16 protein-coding genes and 1 pseudogene are annotated in these 16,131 nt (G+C 71.7%); 13 read left to right on the plus strand and 4 right to left on the minus strand.

All coding sequences use genetic code 11. From position 1 onward, the window contains the following. Nucleotides 1-97 precede the first annotated feature (97 nt). From OH807_RS23400 to OH807_RS23410, 3 genes and pseudogenes are all read left to right on the plus strand, one after another. Nucleotides 98-328: a hypothetical protein gene (locus OH807_RS23400; protein ID WP_406202147.1), complete on the plus strand. Its 231-nt coding sequence runs from the start codon at nt 98-100 to the stop codon at nt 326-328. A 1,978-nt stretch (nt 329-2,306) separates the two neighbouring features. After that, nucleotides 2,307-2,555: a hypothetical protein gene (locus OH807_RS23405; RefSeq protein ID WP_406202149.1), complete on the plus strand. Its 249-nt coding sequence runs from the start codon at nt 2,307-2,309 to the stop codon at nt 2,553-2,555. 42 nt (nt 2,556-2,597) lie between these two features. Next, nucleotides 2,598-2,747, plus strand: a pseudogene (locus tag OH807_RS23410) (NCS2 family permease); the annotation flags it as partial. A 60-nt stretch (nt 2,748-2,807) separates the two neighbouring features. Here OH807_RS23410 and OH807_RS23415 read toward each other — a convergent pair. Continuing rightward, complete coding sequence (locus OH807_RS23415; protein WP_406202151.1) at nt 2,808-3,278, minus strand: hypothetical protein; 471 nt, start codon at nt 3,276-3,278, stop codon at nt 2,808-2,810. A gap of 621 nt (nt 3,279-3,899) precedes the next feature. Here OH807_RS23415 and OH807_RS23420 point away from each other — a divergent pair. Further along, on the plus strand, nt 3,900-4,499 hold the full coding sequence (locus OH807_RS23420; RefSeq protein WP_406202153.1) for a DUF6313 family protein: 600 nt from the start codon (nt 3,900-3,902) through the stop codon (nt 4,497-4,499). A 3-nt stretch (nt 4,500-4,502) separates the two neighbouring features. Continuing rightward, the gene (locus tag OH807_RS23425; RefSeq protein ID WP_406202155.1) at nt 4,503-4,910 is read left to right on the plus strand and encodes a hypothetical protein; all 408 of its coding nucleotides are present in this window, start codon (nt 4,503-4,505) and stop codon (nt 4,908-4,910) included. Between the two features lie 71 nt (nt 4,911-4,981). Here the strand turns inward: OH807_RS23425 and OH807_RS23430 are convergent, their stop codons facing one another. Continuing rightward, nucleotides 4,982-5,434, minus strand: coding sequence for a VOC family protein (locus tag OH807_RS23430; protein ID WP_406202156.1), 453 nt, complete (start codon nt 5,432-5,434; stop codon nt 4,982-4,984). A 145-nt stretch (nt 5,435-5,579) separates the two neighbouring features. Between OH807_RS23430 and OH807_RS23435 the strand changes: the two genes are divergently transcribed. Together OH807_RS23435 and OH807_RS23440 are read left to right on the plus strand one after the other, a co-directional pair. Then, the gene (locus OH807_RS23435) at nt 5,580-6,503 is read left to right on the plus strand and encodes a DUF4231 domain-containing protein (protein WP_406202158.1); all 924 of its coding nucleotides are present in this window, start codon (nt 5,580-5,582) and stop codon (nt 6,501-6,503) included. Between the two features lie 298 nt (nt 6,504-6,801). Beyond that, nucleotides 6,802-8,514 (plus strand): hydrogenase maturation protein, encoded by a 1,713-nt coding sequence (locus OH807_RS23440; RefSeq protein WP_406202160.1) that lies wholly within the window; start codon nt 6,802-6,804, stop codon nt 8,512-8,514. Nucleotides 8,515-8,636: 122 nt separating this feature from the next. Here the strand turns inward: OH807_RS23440 and OH807_RS23445 are convergent, their stop codons facing one another. Together OH807_RS23445 and OH807_RS23450 are read right to left on the minus strand one after the other, a co-directional pair. Beyond that, on the minus strand, nt 8,637-9,416 hold the full coding sequence (locus tag OH807_RS23445) for an MHYT domain-containing protein (protein WP_406202162.1): 780 nt from the start codon (nt 9,414-9,416) through the stop codon (nt 8,637-8,639). Nucleotides 9,417-9,736: 320 nt separating this feature from the next. Then, nucleotides 9,737-10,141 (minus strand): VOC family protein, encoded by a 405-nt coding sequence (locus OH807_RS23450; protein WP_406202164.1) that lies wholly within the window; start codon nt 10,139-10,141, stop codon nt 9,737-9,739. A 312-nt stretch (nt 10,142-10,453) separates the two neighbouring features. Between OH807_RS23450 and OH807_RS23455 the strand changes: the two genes are divergently transcribed. The 6 genes from OH807_RS23455 (at nt 10,454) to OH807_RS23480 (ending at nt 16,098) form a co-directional block, all read left to right on the plus strand. Continuing rightward, nucleotides 10,454-11,179 carry a WXG100 family type VII secretion target gene (locus tag OH807_RS23455; RefSeq protein ID WP_406202166.1) on the plus strand — a complete coding sequence of 242 codons (726 nt, stop codon included), beginning with the start codon at nt 10,454-10,456 and terminating at the stop codon, nt 11,177-11,179. After that, nucleotides 11,176-12,165, plus strand: coding sequence for a nucleic acid/nucleotide deaminase domain-containing protein (locus OH807_RS23460; protein ID WP_406202168.1), 990 nt, complete (start codon nt 11,176-11,178; stop codon nt 12,163-12,165). The genes OH807_RS23455 and OH807_RS23460 overlap by 4 nt, the downstream gene beginning before the upstream one ends. Before the next feature lie 36 nt (nt 12,166-12,201). Continuing rightward, entirely contained in the window at nt 12,202-12,762 is a 561-nt protein-coding gene (locus OH807_RS23465) for an SUKH-4 family immunity protein (RefSeq protein ID WP_406202170.1), read from the plus strand. Nucleotides 12,763-12,778: 16 nt separating this feature from the next. Then, the gene (locus OH807_RS23470; protein ID WP_406202172.1) at nt 12,779-13,627 is read left to right on the plus strand and encodes a nucleic acid/nucleotide deaminase domain-containing protein; all 849 of its coding nucleotides are present in this window, start codon (nt 12,779-12,781) and stop codon (nt 13,625-13,627) included. 94 nt (nt 13,628-13,721) lie between these two features. Beyond that, a complete protein-coding gene (locus OH807_RS23475) occupies nt 13,722-15,521 on the plus strand; it encodes a hypothetical protein (protein ID WP_406202174.1) in 1,800 nt (599 codons plus the stop codon). Between the two features lie 142 nt (nt 15,522-15,663). Further along, complete coding sequence (locus OH807_RS23480) at nt 15,664-16,098, plus strand: MarR family transcriptional regulator (protein ID WP_360182207.1); 435 nt, start codon at nt 15,664-15,666, stop codon at nt 16,096-16,098. Nucleotides 16,099-16,131: the final 33 nt, after the last annotated feature.

Here is a 16,131-nt window from a genome sequence, read left to right on the forward strand (position 1 = left end):
CGGTTCGGTTGTAGATCAAGGGAGTTGAGAGGCTGTTGCACGGGGACGACGACTTCTGTGCGGAGTCGGCGGCGGATCTCGACCCGGACTCGTGGGCGTGGCTTCCGGGAGTCGACTACGCGGCCGGCTGGCGCGCCGCCGGCAGACTGCGGACGGCCTGAACGAACTGCTGGCCGCGTGCGGGGTGGGGCGCTCACACCTGCGGGCGATCGCAGACACCGACGCGCGCGGCGGCCCGGTGGTCCGCCTGGAGGGCGTAGCCGAAGGCTGGCTGAGCCTGGAAGAACTGCTCTGCCTGGCCGCACACGTCCGCCGCGAGTCAGCCTGACGGCCGGGGCCAGCACTTGCGAAAGCATGCACTGGCACCGGCCGATTGGCCTCTTCATCCCGAAGCAACCTGGGCATTTACCTGACCTCGGCCGGTAGTGCCACTAACCTGCCCGGACGGTCCCCGAGCGTCCGTGGCTGGCCGTCGAGGTGCGCGCCCGTTGCAGCGCAGTTAGACACGGGAAGCCTGCCTTTCTGAAGCTCGACAAGAAGGCATAAGAGGAATTCTTGTTCAATGTCCAGGTCTGGCCTTCGCCGAGCTAGGCATCCGCACGTGTAGCAGCAAGCCATAAACCTTTGACTCAACATGCCTGTCTTTGGTATAGCTGACACATGATCGCTGTTGACCCGCTTGAGGCTGGAGTGCTCCTCTTGGGCATGCGTCGCCCCCCACCGGTTACCAGCCACGGGGGCGACGTTCTCTTTGTTGAAGACTTGCGGCCTGTTAGCGGCGCGATCTGAACGTTAACGGACCCCACCCGCTAGCCGCACCCATGCGGTCGTTACAGGCCGCCGCGCGGATTCTCTATTGCGCGCGCAATAGAGAATCCCCAGTTCAGAGGCCCCAGAGGGGCGTTTAAGCTGGTAGTCGCAGCGAAACCGTAACGCCCAAGCACCGCCATACCAGTACGACGCATTGCGACGCTTCTAGCTACTGCGAGATCCTGCGAGGTGAGACTGGCTCCGAATTGGCCTGATCTCGCTGGTTCACCAGAGATGAGAGACGAGCCGCCGCTCAGCGCGCGGGTGGTGGAGTCTCAATGGCTGACGTCAAGTTACGCCGGGCACGCTCTGAGCTTGGGAAGCTCGCCAACTACTTACCCTAAAATGGGACCTGCCCTGCGGCTTTGGCAAGCCGGAACCCTGGCTCACCAAGCCGGTGCTGACCGTAACTTACCGCCTGTATCCGCCTCTTGGGGCACACCTGGGGCACGTGCTGCCAAACGAGACGACTCAACTTGGGCCGCAGTCGGAGGAGTAGACGCTGCGAGAGACTGTCGCAAGATCCTCGGCATGAATGGCTCCGTACTGCTCGGGCGTCAACTGGTCCAGCGCTTGCAGAACGTGGCGCGCCGAACGGGATCGAAGACCCCTCGCGCTCGCACCCGTGCTCACCTTCACCTTCCAGAACGTGGCGAGAACTGGGGACTCCTGGAGGCTGCGATACGTCACAGTGTCACGCAGATCCATGTCGACGATCTCGACGGTAAGCCCCTCAGCCAGTGCCTCCTCCACATAGTCCAGCGCCGCTTCGAGACTAATGGTGTAGAGGGCCAGAGGCCGGCCGCTCGGCTCGCGTGGGATCGCCGTGCCAGCAGGCTACAAGTCAGGACCAACGGCCAGCGGGTGAACGCCCACAACCGCCTCCGGAGGACGGTGGAGGCTTGTGTGCTGCCACCTGGGCAGATGGCAGCGCGCTTGACCGGGCTCCCATCCCGGGCTCGCTCCTGCTGACCGTGGCGCACAGTGCAGTCTGGCACGACAGTGGCATGCAGGGCATCAACCGGCTTCCAGCTGCTATGATCTGATCACTCGTCAACTGAGGTCAGGGGACGGAGTGGGAGGTTCGATTCCTCCCTGGTTAGTAGTCATGCTCGTTTCGACTGTAGTCGCGCTACGGATATTGATTCAGGTCCTGAAGAAGTGACAAATCTGAGTCCGCAACGTAACTGCAAACGAAAGGAGTTCACTATGAACATTAATAATGGTACCCGGAATGGCTTGATCGCGCTTTTGGAGACAGTCGCAACGGGCTTGACTGACTACGTGGTTGGACCTCTCCTGTCCTGAGTTTATGAATGGCTAGCCCCAGGTCGGTGACCTGGGGCTTAGTCGTGTTGTGGCCCCGGAGGGGCCTGAGCAGAGCACGTGCGCCGCCCGCCACCAGCCACGGCCGGTAGTGGCCTCAGCCCATCTCCTTTCGGTCCGACGCCTGGCGCGGCCAGCCGCCGCCGGAGCGGGGCGGGGCGGAGGCAGGTGTGGCGGCGAGCGGCCGGGCCGCGCGCTGGCGCGCCGCGCGCGCCCTTGAAGGCGGAGGTGTCATTCTCCAGCTCCTCGCGCTTCACCCGGCCGCCGATGCCGGCTACCTCGGCGCGGAGGTCCTCCATCTGGTTCTCGACCTGCTCGCCGGTGCCCTCGGAGTCCTCCGACTCGCGGGCGTACAGGATCCAAACCAGCTGGTCAGGGTCGATGTCCAGCTCTGTGCGCCCCCCGAAGCGGCGCGGTGAGAATGCAGCCATGCCGACTTACCACCCAAGACGATGGTGGCTTCCATCACCAACGGCATCGGCTTCGGCTTCATCGCCTTCAGCATCCTGCGCCTCGCCGCCGGCCGCGGCCGTGAGGTCCCGATCGCGATGTACGCGGTCTCGGCGGTCTTCGCCTTCTACTACCTGATGCCGGCCCTCGGCCTGCTCTGAGCCATCGATGCCCTCCGGCGGCCCCGCACCGCTTCCGGCCGGTGCGGGGCCGCGGGCGTCTCAGAAGGGGGAGATCCGCAGCCCGGCGAGCTCCTCGGCGCGGTTGACCAGATCGGCCGGCCGGACCGGCGCGGAGGATGCCAGCGCGTCCATGCACAGGCCCGGGACATCGACCATGGTGGGCCACCGGTCGGCCGGGCCGGGGAGGGCGGAGACCACCCAGCGGCCTCCGAGCGGTGGGGTTCCGTCGCCGAGCCAGGCCCACCGGACGCGGTGGACGCAGTACAGGTACTCGCCGACCACGGCCATCAGCATCGCGAAGAGCCGGATGCGGTGCTTGTCGGACAGGCGGGCCGGGTCGTCCAGCCCGAGGCCGGCCAACTGTTCGCCGAGGAGCCGGATCGCGGCGCCGGGATCGGTCTGCATCAGGTCGGCCCGTGCGCCGACCGAGTCGAGGATGTCGGAGGTGAAGTTCCGGTTCTCGGCCGCCCAGTCGGCGGGGTCCTGGAGTGGCCTGTCGTGATCGTCCATGTGGTCTGGATAGCACGTTCGCACACCTGTGCCGATGCGCCGGGGTGGGGCGCACCGGGCCGGTGGGCCGTGCCCTTCTGGTCGGTCACCACGATGGTGGTGGCCGGTGCCCTCGGAGTTCTCCGCCGGGGTCGATGCCCGGCTCTCTGCTCCATCGAAGCGGCGCGGACCGCGGCGCTCACGGCGTCCGACCGAACCGCGAACGGGTCCTCTCCCACCCGGAGAGGGCCCGTTCTGCTGCTCGTACGCTCCGGCCTTCCGGCCCTCCGCCCAGGCGCTCCGGCGCAGGGCGAGGTGGGCGGCCGCCGACTTCGACGGGCTGTCCAGCAGCGCCCGGCCCTTCGCCGTCCCGAGGGTCAGGAGGTGGGGGCGGTCCGGGGCGGAGTGGTCGTCGCCCTCGATACCAGTGGCGGGGCGGGTCGGGGCGGCGGTGACGAAGTTGGCGTTCCTGCTGCACGGTGGGGGCGGGGTGGGGCAGAATCGGCCACGCCGACGGCCTCGCTGGGGAGGTGAGTGCCGGGTCGGCGTCCGATCAGGCGGGGGGATCAGTTGGTCGTCGGGCCCATTCCTGTTCCGGGGCATCTGAAGCTTCCGGCCGGGCGGCAGGCGGTGTCGCGGCGGATGCGCCGGGTGTGGCGCTCGCGGAAGGCGCTCGGCGGGACCACGCAGTGGATCATCGACTGGGGCCTGCCCATGGCGGCGCTCCTGGGCGCCCTGTTCGTGTGCGCGGCCCGGGCGGACGGTCCGCTCTCGGTCTACAAGGTCTTCACCCTGATCGACGCGCCGGACCACGTGCTGCTCTGGGTGGCGTCGCTGCTCGGCTGGCTGCTCGTCCCGGCCATCATCGGTGGGTTCGCGGGCCACATCATCGCGCAGCGGATCAGCAGCGTGAAGGCGATCTCGACCAACAGCATGTTCCGGCGCCGCCCACTGAGCCGGCGCCTGCGGCTGCCGGGGCTGATCGACGACCTCGGCCCGTACTTCCACGGGACTTACGCGCAGCAGGAGTTCGTCGACTCCTGGGTCCGGGTGGTGCACCGCAACGACTGGACGAGGGCCCAGGACCACTGGGAGGTCTTCGTCCGCGACCTCATGTCCACCCAGCAGTACGCCCACCTCGACCGGCACGAGTGCCTGCGCCAGGTGCAGAACGCCGGCCGGATCGTGCTCATGTTCGCCGGACGGACCGGGGTGTGCATCGTGTGTGACAGGAGGCGGTGACGCATGCGCTCGGAGGACGCCGTCGAGATCGTCCGGGCCGCGCTGGCCCTGGCTCTGCCGACGGCCAGTGCGGAGGGGCTGACCCGGGCCGCGGAGACCGTGATCCGGTGGGGCGCGGAGGAGGCGACCCAGCAGCTGGACGAGCCGCTGACCGGGCGGATGCTGCTCGACCTGCTCGCCGTCGCCGACGTGCCGCCGCCCGACTTCCGCCCGGCCGAGCGCTACTGGCAGGGCCGGCTGTACGAAGGGGCGGCGGACTACCGGACGTGGTCCCGCTCCGAGGGGATGCCCCGGCTCCCGTTCCTGCCCCGGCCGCCGGACGAGCGGATCGACCCCACCTACCCGGACGACCCGGACAACCCGGACGACCCCGGGGGCCGGGGCCCGCGCGGCTTCACCCCGCGCGGCTGAGGCCGGCGCCGGCCGTCGTTCCACCGGGCCCTCCCCGCGCCGCGCGGGGAGGGCCCGCGGCGTTCCGCCGGCTACTGCACGCAGAACTCGTTGCCCTCGGGATCGGCCATGACGGTGTGCTCGCCGCCGGGCTGTTCGACGTGCTGCTGCACGGTGGCGCCGAGGGCCGTCAGCTTCTCGACCATGGCGTCGCGGGCGTCCGGGCCGGGGTGGAGGTCGAGGTGGAGGCGGTTCTTCACCGTCTTCGCCTCGGGGACGGCCTGGAAGAGCAGGCGGCGGCCGAGGCCGGTGCCGCTGACGGGGTCGAAGGGCTCGTCGGGGTGGCGGACGCCGGCCAGGGTGCGCCAGGCGGGGCGACCGCCTGCCTCGGTGACGAGGTCGGGCGTGATCGCTCCGGCCGTGAGCAGGTTCTCGATCAGGGCGCTGTGGTCCTCGACGGTGTAGCCGAGGGCGGCGGCCCAGAAGGCGGCCTGGGCGTGGGGGTCGGCGCAGTCGACGACGAGCTTCCAGTGCACGGTGGTCATGTAACCGTTTATAGCGGTTACGGCCCCGCCGGGCAATCACCGCCGGGCCGTCAGCTGCGGAAAGAGCGCGTCAAAAACCCGCTCGTGTAGGGCAGTTGTCGGTGGGCATACTGCCTGGACGGGAGACGGGGAGGGGGCTCGACCGATGGTGCAGGAAGATCCGCCGGTGGGTGACGAGGCGAAGCTGCTGCCGGAGCTGTTCTGGACGGCCGACCGGGCGTCGGTGGACGGCCAGCGGCAGACGCTGCGCTGGTACCGCGGGCTCATCGCGATGCTGGTGGTCGCCGCGGTGGTGGGCTCGCTGCCCGGGCCGGAGCACCGGGGGGACAGCGACATCACGCCGCTCTTCTCCGTCGTGGCGTTCCTGATCGCCGGGTACTTCTGGTCGCGGCTGCGGCGGAGCAACCCGCAGGGGCGCTGGTACGAGGCGCGCGCGGCGGCCGAGTCGGTCAAGACGCTCGCCTGGAAGTACGCGATGCGGGCCCGGCCGTTCGACGGGCCGGCGGAGTCCGGGGAGGTGGACCGCGGCTACCTGCTCCAGCTGGAGGACGTGCTGCACGCCTTCGAGGACCCGGAGATCGTGCCGCCGGGGACCGTCCCGGAGATCACCCCGGAGATGCGGCGGACCCGGGCCGACAGCCTGACCGCGCGCCGGACGTTCTACCTACGCACCCGGGTCGAGGGCCAGCGCACCTGGTACCGCTCGCGGGCCGAGGCGTGCGAGTCGCAGGCGGTCTCCTGGGGGCTGGGCGTCGCGACGCTGATCATCGTCGGTGCGGCGGCGGCGATCGCGCAGGCGGTCGGCGCGCTGCCGGTGCACGTCTTCGGCGCCAGCTCGGCGGCGGCCGCCGCGGTGATCGCCTGGACCCAGCTGAAGCAGCTGCGCCCGCTCGCCGCCGCGTACCAACTGGCCGCGCGGGAGCTGGAGAACGTCGGCAACCAGCTCTCCGACCTGGACCTCCGGGTGCCGGACGCCGAGCAGCGCTGGGCCAGGCTGGCCGCCGAGGCGGAGGACGCCGTCTCCCGGGAGCACACCACCTGGCGGGCCCGGCGCGCGTTCCCGCGCTGAGCGCACCGGGCGGCGGGACAGTCGAACGGCCGGGTGGTCGAACAGCCGGGTAGCCGAACAGCCGGGCGGACCGGCCGCACAGCAGGCCGGTCCGCCCGAGCGTCCGCGGGGCGGAAAGTGTCACCGCCGGAATCGGGAGGTCGTGGGGAGATCGGGCGGAGCGTGCGCGGTGTCGGCTGCACAGGTGTGCGGGGTGGGTGAGGGTCCGCGGCAGGGGCGCGATCCGTAATCGTTACGTGTCCATGCCCTGGTTTCATCGCCTCCGCGCACGATGCCCGTCACCGTCCGGAGGCCCTCCTTGCGCGTTCTTCTGATCGCCAGCGCGTTCAACAGCCTGACCCAGCGCGTCCACACCGAGCTCCGCGAGCGCGGGCACGAGGTCGCCGTCCAACTCGCGCTCGGCGACGAGCCGGTGCGCGCCGCCGTGGCCCGCACCGATCCCGAGCTGATCATCTGCCCGATGCTCACCAAGGCGGTCCCGGAGGACGTCTGGTCCACCCGGACCGTCCTGATCGTGCACCCCGGGCCCACGGGCGACCGCGGCCCCTCCTCGCTCGACTGGGCGATCACCGGGGGCGCCGAGCGGTGGGGCGTCACCGTCCTGCAGGCCGTCGGGGAGATGGACGCCGGCGACATCTGGGCCAGTGTCGACTTCACGGTGCCGGAGTGCGGCAAGAGCGAGCTGTACCGGGGCGAAGTCGCCGACGCCGCCGTCGAGGCGGTGCTGCTGGCCGTCGGCCGGTTCGAGGGCGGGCTGTTCACGCCCGAACCGCTGGACTACACCCGCCCGGACGTCCGCGGCGAGCTGCGCCCCTTCCTCCGGCAGGAGGACCGCCGGATCGACTGGTCCGCCGACGACACCGCGACCGTGGTGCGCCGGCTGCGTGCCGCCGACTCGCAGCCGGGCGTGCTCGACGAGCTGTACGGCCGCGAGTACTTCCTGCACGGAGGCCACCCCGAGGACGAACTGCGCGGGCCGGTGCCCGGTGCGGTGATCGCCACCCGGGACGGCGCGATCTGCCGGGCCACCGTGGACGGCGCGGTCTGGATCCCGCAGCTGCGGCCGCGCCGCACGCCCGGCGGTCCGGCCACCTTCAAGCAGCCCGCCGCGACGGTGCTCGCCGACCGCCTGTACCGCGTCCGCGAGGTGCCGGTGAGCCCGGCCTCGGCGGCCGGCCGGGACACCTGGTCGGAGCTGCGTTACCACGAGCAGGACGAGGTCGGCTTCCTCGAATTCTCCTTCGCCGGCGGGGCGATGAGCACCGAGCAGTGCCGCCGCCTGCTTGCCGCCTACCGGGAGGCCGCGGACCGGCCGACCTCGGTGCTGGTGCTCGGCGCCGCCCGGGACTTCTTCTCCAACGGCATCCACCTCAACGTCATCGAGGCGGCGTCGTTCCCGGCGCTGGAGTCGTGGGAGAACATCAACGCGATGGACGACCTGGTCGAGGCCGTCCTGACCACCACCGACAAGCTCACCGTCTCGGCCCTGGCCGGGAACGCGGCCGCCGGCGGGCTGATGCTGGCGCTCGCCGCCGACGAGGTCTGGTGCCGGGAGTCGGCGGTGCTCAACCCGCACTACCGGCTGATGGGCCTGTACGGCTCCGAGTACTGGACGTACACGCTGCCCCGCCGGGTGGGCGCCGAGCAGGCCGAGCGGCTGACCGGGGAGGCGCTGCCGGTGGGCGCGGCGCACGCGGAGCGGCTGGGGCTGGTGGACCGGACGGCGGGCGGCAGCGCGGCGGAGTTCCGCCGCTGGGTGGCCCGGGAGGCGGCCGGGCTGGCCGGCTCGCCGGAGCTGACCGGCCGGCTGGTGGAGAAGAAGCGCCGCCGGGCCGAGGACGAGGAGGCCGGGCCACTGGCCGCGTACCGGGCCGGGGAACTTCGCCGGATGCACCGCAACTTCTACCGGGACGGCGAGCCGTACCACGGGCTGCGGCGGGCGTTCGTGCACAAGGTCTGCCCGGTCGGGACGCCGGAGCACCTGACCGGGCTGCTGGGCCGCCCGGAGTGAGGCGTGCGGTGTGCGGTGTGAGGTGACGTCCGGAGCGAGGTGACCTCCGGAGCGAGCCGCCCGGAGTGGGGCGTGCGGCGGGGCCGGCCGTGGGGGAGGCCGGCCCCGCCGCACGTGCCGGGTCAGCGCCCGCGCGGAGCGAGCGGTGCGGCCCGGCCGACCAGGATCGGCTGCGTGCCGATGGTGGTGCTGCTCGGTGAGACCGCGAAGGCCAGCGAGCCGAAGAAGATGTAGCAGCCCAGCCCGACCACCAGCGGGAAGATGAACTGCAGGGCCATCACCCCGCCTTCGGTGCTCTGTGCGGCGTCGAGCCGGACGGAGACGGCGGCCATCCCGGTGTAGTGCATCGCGCACACGGCGACGCCCATCACGGGAGCGGCGGCCAGCACCGCGAGGGTGCCCCTGATGTTCAGGGCGGCCCAGAGCGCGGCCGTCGCGGCGAACACCGCGATGCCGACCGAGGCCCATACCGTGGTGCGGTCGTAGTCGAGGTGGCCGGGCAGGACCATCGCGGCCATGCCGAGATAGTGCATCGCAGCGACCCCGAGCCCGGTGGTCAGCCCGCCCGCCAGCAGCGCGGGGAGGCGGCGGCCGTAGCCGACGGCGAACATGCCGAGACCGACCACGAAGACCGCGACGAGCAGGCTCAGGACGGTCAGCCCCGGGCGGTAGGAGATGTCGATGCCGGTGACCGAGAAGCCGAGCATCGCGATGAAGTGCATCGACCAGATGCTCGCGCCGAGCGAGGTAGAGGCGAAGAGCAGCCAGTAGACGCGGGTCCGGCCGGTGGAGACGAGTGCCCAGCGGGCGCTGCGCAGGGCGACGAAGGCGCCCAGGCAGGCGACGAAGTACGAGACGGCGGGTGTCACCCAGCCGTGGTCCGCATGATGGATCTCGCCCACGAGGAAGCTCCTGACGGGGTTCGGGGGGAGGACGGACGCCAGGGTGCGGGCGGACGCGCCGGCCGGGGACGGCCCGGGCGGCGGGGAAACGGCAAGGGAGGGGAGTGCGCGCGGCGGAAGGCGTACGCACAGCGGGAAGCGCCCGGGGGCCTGGCGTGTGATGCCCCTGACAACAGGGGACAGTAGCCACTACCGGCGAGTCGCTCAAGGTTCGTGTTTTTGGTGAAATAGCAGGTCAGGGCCGTCCTTCACGTGACCGGCAAGATCTCGGCACCAACCCCTGACGCCGCCTGCGCAAGAGACCACCGCGGCCTTGGAGGTCACTCCAAGGGGGCTAGGCCGAACGGGTGGCCGGCCGGGTCGATCAGTACCTTGAGCGTGCGGCCGTGCTGGTACTGCGGCTCCGTCGCGCCGAGCGTGAGCGCCCGGGCGGTGGCTTCCTCCAGGTCGTCCACGTAGAAGTCCAGGTGGAAGTGCTTGCCGCCGTCCGGCTCCGTCCACGGCTCCGGCCGGTACCCGGTGACCCGGCCGAAGCCGAGCGGGCTGCCGCCCTCGGGGTTGTCCAGGATGGCGAAGTGCTCGTCCACGTGCCGGGTCTCCCACCCGAGCAGCTCGCCGTAGAAGGCGGCCAGCGCGACCGGGTCGGCGCAGTCGATGGTGACCATGGCGAGGCGGGCGAAGCCGGTGTCGGCCTGCTGGGCCTGCTCGGCGGCGACGTCGGTCATTTCTGGTCGGCCCTTTCACTGAGGGGTGGTGCTGGTCGGCCCTTCTGCCGAGGGGTTGGTGTGGCGCCGGGGCTGCGTGGGTCAGGCCCCAGAACCAGCATCGCACCGGGAGTCACGGAGGGCACGGCCAGCGGTGCCGGGCGCGAGCGGGGCGAGCCCGGCGGGCGGCCGGGGGCGGGCGGCCGGGGTGGAACGAGAGGTTCCGAATCGGTGCGGATCGGTACAGAATCGGCACGTTCCCGGGGGCAGAATCTGATGATTCATTGGATAAAATTTTGATCTTATCGACGGATGGTGTTTTAGGGGGATCTGATGGCGATCGAGCTGCCCAGTGAGGTGGCGACGCTCCTCGACTTCATCGGCATTCACTGGCCCTCGGTCAATGAGGACAAGGTCCGCGAATTCGGTGAGCACATCAAGGAGTTCGCGAAGGGACTCGAAGACCTGCACGCGGACTCGACCGCGACGGTCCATCAGCTCGGCGGGGCGTACGAGGGCGAGTCGTACGAGGCGCTGGTCGCCAAGTGGGCGCTGATGTCCGACAAGCACTTCAACGAGGTCGTCCAGGCGGCCCACGTGGTGGCGAAGGCCCTGGACGTCGCCGCGGACGTCATCATCGCCATGAAGATGGAGGCGCTCGCCGAACTCATCGTGCTGGCCGCCTCCCTCATAGCCGCCCAGGCCGCCGCCGTGGCGACCCTCGGCCTGGCCGAGGCCGGGGTGATCGCGATCCAGCAGGCCGGGCGCAAGCTGATGTCCTACCTCGCCCACCAGTTGGAGGACCACATCATCTCCGAGGTGGTCGAGGCGGCGATCACCCCGCTGGTGGAGATCGTCTCGGGGGCGGTGGCCGGGTTGGCGTTCGAGGCGGCCGAGGCCGCGCTGAGCGGCGGCGGCGGCGGGTCGGCCGGCACCCAGTTCAAGATCGACCCGGCCGTCGTGGAGACGCACGCCCGCGCCCTGCACGACCAGGCCGAGAAGGTCGCCCAGCACGCGCAGCTCTTCGGCGCCCGAGTATCGGGGCTGAGCTTCGAATGACCGATCCGATCGTCAAGGCGCTGCAGAAGGGCGCCAAGCAGGTGGGCAAGGCCCTGGCCGACGACACCGGCAAAGCCGTCAAGAAGATGTACAAGCAGGCGGGCGACAACCTGGCCACGACGGCCAAGCACCACAAGAACAACGACGCCCACAACGCCCACGGCTTCAACGAGAAGGACAAGGAGAAGGCCGCACCGCCGCCGCAGGCGGGCAGCAGCTCCGGCGGCGGCCCGAAGCCGCCGCCCCGGAAGTACTACATCCACGACGACGGCCGGGTCCAGGAGATCAAGGACGGCAAGTTCGTCGACACGGACGGGACCGACAAGTCCCTCAAGACCCTGCTCGACGGCGCCTCCGACAAGGTCAAGGACCCTTCGGTGGACGACCTGAAGGACAAGTACCACGCGAAGAAGTACAAGAAGTCGGACAAGGACGAGGACGGGAACCCCAAGAAGGACGAGAAGGTTCCCAGCCGGAGGATCGACGAGCCGACGGAACTCTCCCGGGCCGTCGAGGAGGCCCGGCGGGCCCAGGGCGACTACGGCGGCAAGAACTACGCTTCGCTCCGGTACAAGCACCCCGACGGCGAAGAGATCATTCTGGTCGGCCGCAGCGGTGACCGCAGCCACTCCGAGCGGTCCATCGGCAAGCCCCTGCTCGGCGGGCGCGAGAACCACGTCAGCGAGCTCTACACCGAACGTGCGCCCTGTCAGGCCAATGAGAACTGTGAGCGCTGGCTGGGCCGGCACTTCGAACCCAAGAACCCCGACCTCGACGTGAACTACGGCGTCGAGTACGACCACAAGACCCCGACGAAGGATCGGGACTGGGGTCACAGGGCCTATCTGGACCAGCTCCACGCGGATCACACCGCAGGCCAGCATGGTGGCACGATGGGGTCGAAGGACTTCGACGCGCAGGGTCAGCAGGACAAGGCGGACCACGCTGCGAAGCACGTCGCGAAGAAGCCCAAGCATGGGCACTGAGGCGTTTGAGGGACAGGGCGACAGGATGGACGACCGGTGATTGTAGGGATCGACTGGCCCCAGCTCGTCGACGAGGCCGCGCCCGGCGATCTGCTGCGGTTCAAGCCCGATGCGGCGGCGCAGATCTGGCCGGACGGTGACGGCGCGCGCTTCGTGACGGAGATCGGCGTGCCCTTCTCCAACGGGCTGTTCCGATTGCTGGAGGAGCTCGCGGACCGGCGGCCGGAGAATCCCGACTGGGCGTTCGCCCGGCCGCTCACCGATTCGCTGGTGGAGACCGAGCACGGTCGGCTGCGCCAGCTGGGCGAGCTGTCCAGCGGCTTCGTGTTCATCAGCCTCGACGACGGGACGATCTGGGTCTGCGACCCTGACGCCGACGAGGAGTACCAGCTGATCCACCGTGACATCTCCTCGCTGGCGTACCTGGTGTACAAGATCGCCGTGGAGCGGCCGCGGCCCGAGGAACGGCCGACGCCGTACCACTGGGCCGACGCCGAGGAATACATCCGCGAGGGCATGAACCGCTGGGACGACCTGCCGTTCGGCAGCGACGCGGAGTTCTGGAACTCCTTCCTCGACTTCTACCCCACGACGTGAGAGGGCCGGTTCGGACGTGAGCACCGACATGAACGACGAGCTGACGGCCGGGCTGCTCGCGCACTTCGGGCCGCGCGGGCTGCGCAGCCTGGCGGTGGCGCCCGCGGGGCCGCTGCGCCACCCGGGGCTGCCGCTCCAGGTGGGGCCGTACTTCCGGTCCGCCGAGGAGGACGACCCGCTGTCGCTGGGCGAGTACGCGGCAGCCTTCGGGCTGGAGGCGGGGCCGTCGGCGGCCCAGCTGCGGATCGGAACCGACGGCGGGGCCGAGCTGTACTTCGCCCCGGACCGGTCCGTCCGTGCGGTGCTGCTGGGATCGGAGCCGCTGGACCTGCCGGTCAGTGCCACGGTGGAGGCGTTCGCGGCCGGACTGCTGCTGCTGGACCGGCACCTGCCGGCGGTCGCCGCGTCCGACCGGCCGGAGGCGGCCTTCGCGGCCTACCGGGAGCTGCGCCAGGGCCTGCTGGCGGCCGACCCCACGGCGTTCGACAGCCGCGAGGGCTGGTGGTCGCGGGTGCTGGACGACCTGCGGCGCCCGCTGAACGTCGACTCCTCGGCGGCCTTCGAGGTGGTCGACGAGCAGGGCGGGAAGCGGATCGAGACGGCGGTCGGCGGCCCCGGCCTGCTGCATCCCGAGGAGGTGCTCTGGCACCGTCTGCGGGCGGAGGGCGTGGAGGCCGAGCAGGTGGTGCGGGTCTACTGCGAGCTGGAGCCGTGCCTGATGCCGGGGCACTACTGCGCGCGCTGGATGGCGGCGGAGTTCCCGCAGGCGGAGTTCACGCACAGCTTCGACTACGGGGGGACGGCCGAGTCCCGCGAGAGCGGCGTCAAGGCACTGATGATCAGCCTGGCCGAGCGCCAGGGCTGAGTGCCGGGGCCGAGCGCCGGGGCCGAGTGCCGGGGCCGATCGGGGAGGCCCGAGCGGTCGGACCGTGGTGGAACCAGGAGAGGGACGCAGGGGAATGGCGCGGGACGGGCGGCGGATGCCGCCGTTGGGGGCGGGGCGCAGGCCGGCCGGACTGGCACTGCTCGGCTGGCTGGACGACTTGCGGGCGCCGCGGCTGTGCCGGGTGGCAGGGCCGCCCGGGGCGGGCAAGTCGCACCTGCTGGCCTGGATGGTCCGCGGCTGCAGCACCGGGACGGTGCCGGGCGAGCGGCGGATCCACGCCGTGCTGCCCGCCGCCGGGGCCACCGTGCGGACGACCGTCTGGTCGCTGGGGCAGCAGCTCGACCTGGTCGCGCACACCCCCGGCACGCTGATCGAGGCGATCGCGGCGGACGCCCGGCCGACCCTGGTCTGCGTTCCCGAGCTGGACGAGGCCGAGGACCCGGCCGGCCTGGTGACCGGGCTGCTCGACCCGCTGCTCCGGCTGCCCGGCGTACGGCTGGTGGTCGAGGCGGCGACCGGGGGTGCGGCGGCCGGCGCGTTCACCGCGGTGCCCGCACCGGCGGTGCTGGACCTCGGCGATCCGCAGTGGACGGACCGGGCGCGGTTCACCGAGTGGGCGGCGGCTCTGGGCGGTGAGGCGGCGGCCTACCCGCTGCCCGGCCCGGCCCTGCGGGTACCGGCCGCCCCGCCGGTACCGGCGGTACCGGTGCTCCCGGCCGGTGCCGACCTGCGCGCCGTCGGCGAGGAGGCGCTGTCCGCGCTCTGGACGGCGGCCGCTGCCGGTGGCGACCCCGGCCCGCTGGCCGCCGACCCGCTGCTCTGGGCGCTGGCCCGCCCCGTGCCGGTGACGGCGGCCGTCGAGCGGCGCGACGACGTGCTCGCCCGGGCCTGGCGCGCGGCCGGCCCGGCCGTGATCGAGGAGCCGGACCCGGCCGTCCGGGCCGCCGTGCTGCGGACCAGGCTGCTCGGCGGGGACGCCCCCGCCGCGGCCGCCGCGGCCGTCCTCGCGCAGCTGCCCGGGCCGTGGTCCGGGCGCTGGGCGCGCTGGGAGGGCACCGACCGGGACTGGCCGGGCCCGGCCGCCGCGCTCACCGCCGGGGCGGGGGCCCACCTCTCGCAGGTGCTGGTGGCCGACCCGACCGGCGCGGTGCGGACCTTCGACGCCGCCACCGGCCGCCGCGTCGGCGCCGTGGTGGTGCCGGCCCCGCGGCCGCTGCGGGGGCTGGCGGTGACGGCCGCCGGATCCGTCGTGCTGCTCGACGCCTGGGGCCGGGCGGAGCTGGTGGCCCCGGCCGAGCCGCGGCCCGGCCTGGAGCCGTACGGGCTGATGGTGGCCCTGGACGCCGTCCGCGCGGCCGCCGGTGACACGGGCGGGGACGCCGGCGGCGGCCTGAGCGCGGTGGCGGCGGTCGGCGGGCTGGCCGGCTCCGCGCCGGCGTTCGGCGACGCGGCCGGCGGCGTGTACTGGTACGAGGACGGCAAGGTGGTGAGCGAGCGGCTGCACCACGGGCCGGTCACCGCACTGGCCGGTACCGCGCTGGGCGGCGGGCCGCTGTCCGACCCGGAGATCCCGCTGCTGGTGAGCGGCGGGTTCGACGGCGCCGTCCGGCTCTGGGGCCCGCGCTCGGGGCCGATGCCCGAACCGTCCGACCGGCGCGGCTGCCCGGTCACGGCGGTGGCCGCCGGGGCGACGGCGGCCGGCCCGGTGGTGGCCGCGGCGTGGTCCGACGGGCTGGTCCGGGTGCGTGACCTCGGCACCGGCGTGGTGCTCGACCTGCGGACGGGCTCGGAGGTCTGGTCGCTGGCCCTGGCCGGGACGCTGCTCGTGCTGGGCATGCCGGACGGCCTCGCCACGGTGGACACCCGGCGCTGAGGCGCTGGACCACGCGGGCGCGGGGCACCCGGGCACGAGGCCGCAGGGCCGCGTGGAGCCGAGGCGTGCGGGCCCCGTGGGGCGGCCGGGGCCGGGCGGAAACCAATTTTCCTTAGCGAGAGTAATGACGTAGTCTAAATACATGCCCGAGATGTCCGAGCAGGACCTCGCAGCCGTCAGTCAGCTGCGGTCGTCCACCATGCGCCTCTCCCGTCGCCTGCGTCACCAGCGGGTCGAGGAGTCGCTCAGCCCTACCGAGATGGGGGTGCTGGGCACCCTCGCACGCTGCGGGAAGGCCACACCGGGTGAGCTCGCCCGGAAGGAGCACGTCCAGCCGCCGTCGATGACCAGGATCGTCGCGATGCTGGAGGAGAAGGGCCTGGTGCGGAGGGAACCGCACCCGGAGGACCGCCGGCAGGTGGTGGTCAGCAGCACCGAGCAGGCGGAGGTCATCCTCCAGGAGAGCCGCCGCCGCCGGAACGCCTGGCTCGCCGAACTCGCCGAAGGGCTCGACGAGGAGGAGTGGGCCGTCCTCCGGGAGGCCGCACCCGTGCTGTACAAGCTCGCACATCTCTGAGGCACAGCTGATCCGGTAGCCGCCGGAGGACGA

Source organism: Kitasatospora sp. NBC_01560 (genome assembly GCF_045208415.1).
In the GTDB taxonomy this organism is placed as follows: Bacteria; Actinomycetota; Actinomycetes; order Streptomycetales; family Streptomycetaceae; genus Kitasatospora.